Consider the following 5486-nt stretch of genomic DNA (forward strand, 5'->3'; position numbering starts at 1 on the left):
CCCCGGCCGTCGGGCCGGGGCTTCGGTGATCGCGCGGAGGCGGAGGGATTTGAACCCTCGATGGGCTTTAAGACCCAAACCGCATTAGCAGTGCGGCGCCATAGACCGGACTAGGCGACGCCTCCAGCACACCCGCGCGGGCGCGAGTGGTGCGTGCAGATGATGACACAGCCGGGTGGGGTGTCACCAATCGCTCCCCACGGTACTAGGCACGCGGGCCCCGGGGCAAAGAGGTACCCGCGCTCCGGTGGGGCAGCGTGGCGCAGGCCGGCGCCCGGCCTACAGAAACGGCCGGCATGCGGTCGGCACCCGGTCGGCGCCGTTCGCGCCCCGGTCGGCCCAGCCCGGGTTGCGCAACGCACGGGCGCGCGGAGCGTTAGAGATGCCGGGGCGCCGTCCCCAGATCCTTGACCCTCCAGGAGCACCCATGCTGCGCCGCCTCGTCCTCACCGTCGCCGCGACCGCCACAGCCTCCGTCGCCGCGCTGACCGCCACCGCCCCGCCCGCGGGCGCGTCCATGCTCGGTCCGATCCCGCTGCCTCTGCTGGAGCTCGAGCCGGGGGACCGGCTCACCGTGACCACCACGGACACCGGGAACCCGGATGCCAACGGGGAGTACCAGCTGACGTGCGCCCCGGCGGGGGGCACGCACCCCGAGGCGCAGGCCGCCTGCGACAAGCTGGCACAGTTCGCCACGGATGCGCAGGACCCGTTCGAGCCGGTCGACGGGGACTCCATGTGCACGATGCAGTACGGCGGCCCGGCCACCGCGCGGATCACCGGGTCCTGGCAGGGCAGGAGCATCGACGCCACGTTCGACCGCAGCGACGGCTGCGAGATCCGGCGCTGGGAGCAGCTGGAGCCGGTCCTGCCGACCGCCCGGTACTAGCGCACCCACGCCATCCGCACGCCGCCGGCACCTGTCCGCACACCGTCCGCACTACTGCGGGCGGCGCGGACATCGTCCAGGCCGGCGGGCGTTCCGGAGGGCGTCCCCCGGGGAGCGGGGCGACTCCGTGTACACAGAACCTTGGTGAGAGCTCCCCCTCATCCACCGCCGCGGGCGCATCCCCTGCCTTTAGACTCCCTTCAGTGACAGGCCGCGGCCCGAGGGGCAAGATGGGGCCGGCCGTCCGCAAGGTGCTGTATGTCAGGGAGGAAGCGTCGTCGTGAGCAGCAGGCCATCCCGAGGCGCTGCTCGCCTCGCAGCCATACTCGACGCCCTCCCGGACGGGCTCGTCCTCGTCAACTGCAACGGCACGGTCGTCAACGCCAACACCATCGCCCTGGAGATGTTCGAGACGCCCGGTACGGCGCTCGTCGGACGCGGTCTGCTCGATCTGCTGCCGTCCTTCGACTCGAAGCTGATCCCCGGATCGATGCGGCGACCCGACTCGGCTGACGAGCGGGGCCGTACGAAGCCGACCCGGATGGTCGCGCGCCGCACCGACGGCGGGGAGTTCCCCGTCGAGGTCACCAGCGCGAGCCTGGAGGACGGCCGCGAGGCGTACGACTCGTACGGCAGCGGCAGCGGCGGGAGCAGCAGCAGCTACACGGGCGACGAACTTCTGATGCTCGTCGTGCGTGATCTCTCCGGCACCGTCGACACCGAAGCCGAACTCGCCCGCTCCCAGCGGCAGACCGAAATGATCCTGCGGGCCGCCGCCGAAGGCGTCGTCGGTACCGACACCGACGGCAGGGTCGTACTCGTCAACCCGGCCGCCGCCCAGATTCTCGGCTTCCGCGCCAGTGATCTCGGCGGCAAGGAGCTGCACCCGCTGATCCTGCACTCCCGGCCGGACGGCGAGCCGTTCCCGTACGACGAGTCGCCGCTCGCGGACACGCTCAGGTCCGGGCGCAAGCACCGGGTCCGGGGCCAGGTGCTGTGGGCGAAGAACGGCAAGCCGGTGCCGGTCGACCTGACGACCGCGCCGGTACGGGACGGGGACCAGCTGGTCGGTGCGGTGATGACGTTCACCGACCGACGGCCCTACGAGGAGCTGACGGAGCAGCACACCACGGAGATCGCCGAGCGCCACGAGCGGCACACGGCCGAGCTGGCCGAGCGCGACGAGAAGTACACCGCCGAGATCGCCCGGCTCGACGAGAAGTACTCGGCAGAGCTGGCCGACAGGGCCGAGCGGTACGCCGCGGAGATCGAGGAGCGGGACGAGCGGGAGGCCTCGCTGACCGCCCGGCACGCCCAGCTGATCGCCGTGCTCGGCGAGTCGCTGCGCGGGCCGCTGGAGGAGCTGCGGGGCGAGCTCGGCAAGCTGGCCGCGGACCCGGCCGGGCAGCTGTGGCCGGAGGCCAACCAGATCCTGCACCACCTCGCCGCGGGCTACGCCCGGATGACCACCCTCGTCGACAACGTGCTCGGCTTCCAGCGGCTGAACGCCGGTACCGACCAGCTGGCCAAGGCGAACGTGCTGCTCGACGCGGTCGTGACGGCCGGCGTCGAGGGCGCGGTCGAGCTGATCGGCCCTGGGCGCGCGCAGTTCGCGGTGCACGCCCCGCCGATAGAGGCCGAGGTGGACGCGGCCCGACTGGCGACGGCCCTGGCCCATCTGATCGCCGATGTCGCCGGGGTCGATTCGACCGGTCAGACCCGGGTCGTCGTGGGAGCGGGCGGCGGGTACGTCGACTCGACGATCGTGGTCGCGGCGGCGCAGCGCGGCGATGTCGTACGGATCGAGGTGCGGGGACCGTACGCCGGGGGCGATCCGGTGCACGAGCCGATCGTCAGCGGGATCGTGGCCGCTCATGGCGGGGTGCTGCAGACGCACGAGGTGCCGGGGATGAGCGGCAGTGCGTACGTCCTGGAGGTGCCGCTGGGCGAGGGCTCGGGGACGGTGACGCCGCCGTCGGCCCCGTCCGCCCCGGCCGAGCCGGAGGCCGCGCCCGTGCCGTCCGCGCCCACGTCGGGTGGCGGTCGGCGGCGCGCACGGCGGGCCTCCACGGACGCGTTCCTGGAGAGCCCCGTGGAACCGGAGCCGTCCGGCGAGCCTTCGGGGCGGCGCCGGGCGCGCACGGACGCCGAACCGGACGGCGGTACGAACGGCGGTACGAACGGCGCGGGCGGCGGTACGAACGGCGCGGGCAGTGGTGTCGGCGTTGACGGTGCGGGTGCCGGTGGCACGGGCCGTCGTCGCGGACGGCCCAGCCCCGCCGAGGCGGAGGCGCCGGCCCCGGCGGCCGAAGGCTCCGTCGTCACCTCCGCGGAGGCCGGCGCCGGGCGCCCGGCGATCGGGAACACGGTCCCGCCTCAGGGTGTGGGTCCTGAGGCGATGGCCCCCCAGGGCACGGGCCGCCGCGCCCGCCGCGCCCAGGCGGCGCTGCCCGCACTGCCTTCCGCTCCCTCTTCCGCTCCCTCGGCTTCCGCGACTGCTGCGGCTTCTGCGACTGCTGCGGCTTCTGCGACTGCTGCGGCTCCGGCGCCTTCTTCGACTCCTTCGGCCGGTGTGCCTTCGCCGACGAGTCCGACGACCCCTGCCTCCCCGGGCGCCACGACCGCCGGCCCCTGGGGGGACGGTGCATCCGGCGTGAGCCCGATTCCCGCTCCTCCTGCTCCTCCCGCTCCTGGCCCCTCGGTCGCGGTCGGCGGGTCGCACGACGGTGGTGCGGGCGGCAGTGGCGTCGGCGCCGGTGCGCTGGAGCCCGCCGGTACCGGTGCACAGCCGGGTGGGCGGCGGGCACGGCGGGCGCTGTCGACCGCACAGGAACGGCCCAGGCCCACCGGGGACACCGAGGGCGCGCGAGCCGCGTTCGCGCTGCCGCCCGCCCAGGCCGACCGCGCCCCGGTTCCGCCGACGGCACCGGCGCCCGCACCGGCCCCTGCCCCGGATCATGGCGACGAGGGCCGTCACGACGCCGTACATGCCGAGGCGGACGCCGATCACACCCCGCCGCAGCCGCACCCCGTACCGACCGGCCGCCGCCGGGCGCACACGGCCGAGAACGGGACCTCTGGTGGGCAGGGCCTCGCCGCCCTCGCCGAGGCCGGGACGCCGCCTGCCACTGCCGGAGGCGGCGGCACCGGATCCGTACCCCTGCCACCCGCCGTGGCCACCGCGCCCGGGCCGCGCCCCGCCGCTCAGCCACTGCCCGCCGAGGCACCGGCACCCGCACCGAAACCCGCACCGGCACGCGTGGAGGCAGTGGCGGCTTCCGCCGACGCGTCGCAGGGCAAGGCGTTCAGCGTGCGCACGCTCGGCCAGGGCGTACCGTTCGCCCAGCAGATCGCCCAGCAGCAGAACCAGCAGTCCGCGTCGCAGGTCCCGCCTGTCCCGCAGATCGCACAAGCCACGCAGGCCACGCAGGCCACGCAGAACCAGACGCTCGGCTCCGGGCGCCGCCGCAAGCTGGCCACCCCGCCGGAGGGGGAGCGCCCGCTGCCCGAGACAGCCGCGCGGCCGCACCCGCACCCCCAGCCCCCGCTGCCGCAGGTTGCCCAGCAACCCCACCAGCGGCTCTCCGCTCCCGCCGAGGGCCGGTCGTACGCGATAGGCGCACCGGACGAGGGCGCGGAGGGGCCCGAGCCGCTCGACGGCCCCGGCGGCGCCGTCGAGGTGTCGAACCAGCCGCAGCCCGTGCCCGTCGACGACGAGCTGCCCCCGGAGCCGCTGGACAATCCGCGTCGGTTGCTGGTCTGGCCCGCGCCGGACGTCGCCACGCAGCAGGCGCTGAGCGACCGCGGCTACCGGCCGGTGATCGTGCACTCCCGCGAGGAGGTGGACGCGCAGATCGCCGCGTTCCCCGCGGCGCTCTTCGTCGACCCGCTGACCGGGCCGATCACGCGCACCGCCCTCCAGTCGCTGCGCCAGGCGGCGGTGGCGGCCGAGGTGCCGGTGCTGCTCGCGGCAGGACTGGGGCAGGCCACGCGCGAGGCGGCGTACGGCGCCGACCCCGCCGTACTACTGAAGGCACTGGCACCGCGCGACAGCGAGCAGCACCCGTCCCGGGTGCTGCTGATCGAGGAGCACGACGACATCGCGACCGCGCTGACGGCGACGCTGGAGCGGCGCGGGATGCAGGTCGCGCGGGCCGGGGCGGACGCGGACGCGGTGACGCTGGCACAGCAGATGCGGCCGAACCTGGTGGTGATGGACCTGATGCAGGTACGCCGTCGGCGCGCCGGGATCATCGACTGGCTGCGTGCGAACGGGCAGTTGAACCGCACCCCTCTGGTCGTCTACACCTCGGCGGATCTCGACCATGCGGAGCTGCCCAAGCTCTCCTCGGGCGAGACGGTCCTGTTCCTCGCGGAACGGTCCACGAGCGCCGAGGTGCAGGGGCGGATCGTCGACCTGCTCGCGAAGATCGGTACGAACTGACCCGTCCGCGGGTGAGCGCGGGCGGACGCGGGTGAGCGAGGGGGGACGAGGCCGAACGCGCCCCACCCTCCTGCTGCCGAGCGGGCCCGGACCGGCACGGCGTCGGGGCCCCCCCGGGGGGGCGGGCGGGGCGCGCCCGGCGGCGGTCCCGCG

The 5486-nt window shown here is 74.7% G+C and carries 2 protein-coding genes and 1 tRNA gene; 2 read left to right on the forward strand and 1 reads right to left on the reverse strand.

Going from position 1 to position 5486, the window contains the following annotated elements:
- Nucleotides 1–34: 34 nt before the first annotated feature.
- Nucleotides 35–125, reverse strand: a tRNA-Ser gene (locus ACWGI8_RS38335).
- 302 nt (nucleotides 126–427) lie between these two features.
- Between ACWGI8_RS38335 and ACWGI8_RS38340 the strand changes: the two genes are divergently transcribed.
- Complete coding sequence (locus ACWGI8_RS38340; protein ID WP_453668061.1) at nucleotides 428–889, forward strand: SSI family serine proteinase inhibitor; 462 nt, start codon at nucleotides 428–430, stop codon at nucleotides 887–889.
- A gap of 280 nt (nucleotides 890–1169) precedes the next feature.
- Nucleotides 1170–5333, forward strand: a complete 4164-nt coding sequence (locus ACWGI8_RS38345) for a PAS domain-containing protein (protein ID WP_453668062.1) — start codon at nucleotides 1170–1172, stop codon at nucleotides 5331–5333.
- Nucleotides 5334–5486 lie beyond the last annotated feature (153 nt).

It is taken from the genome of Streptomyces sp. NPDC054841, assembly GCF_053611045.1.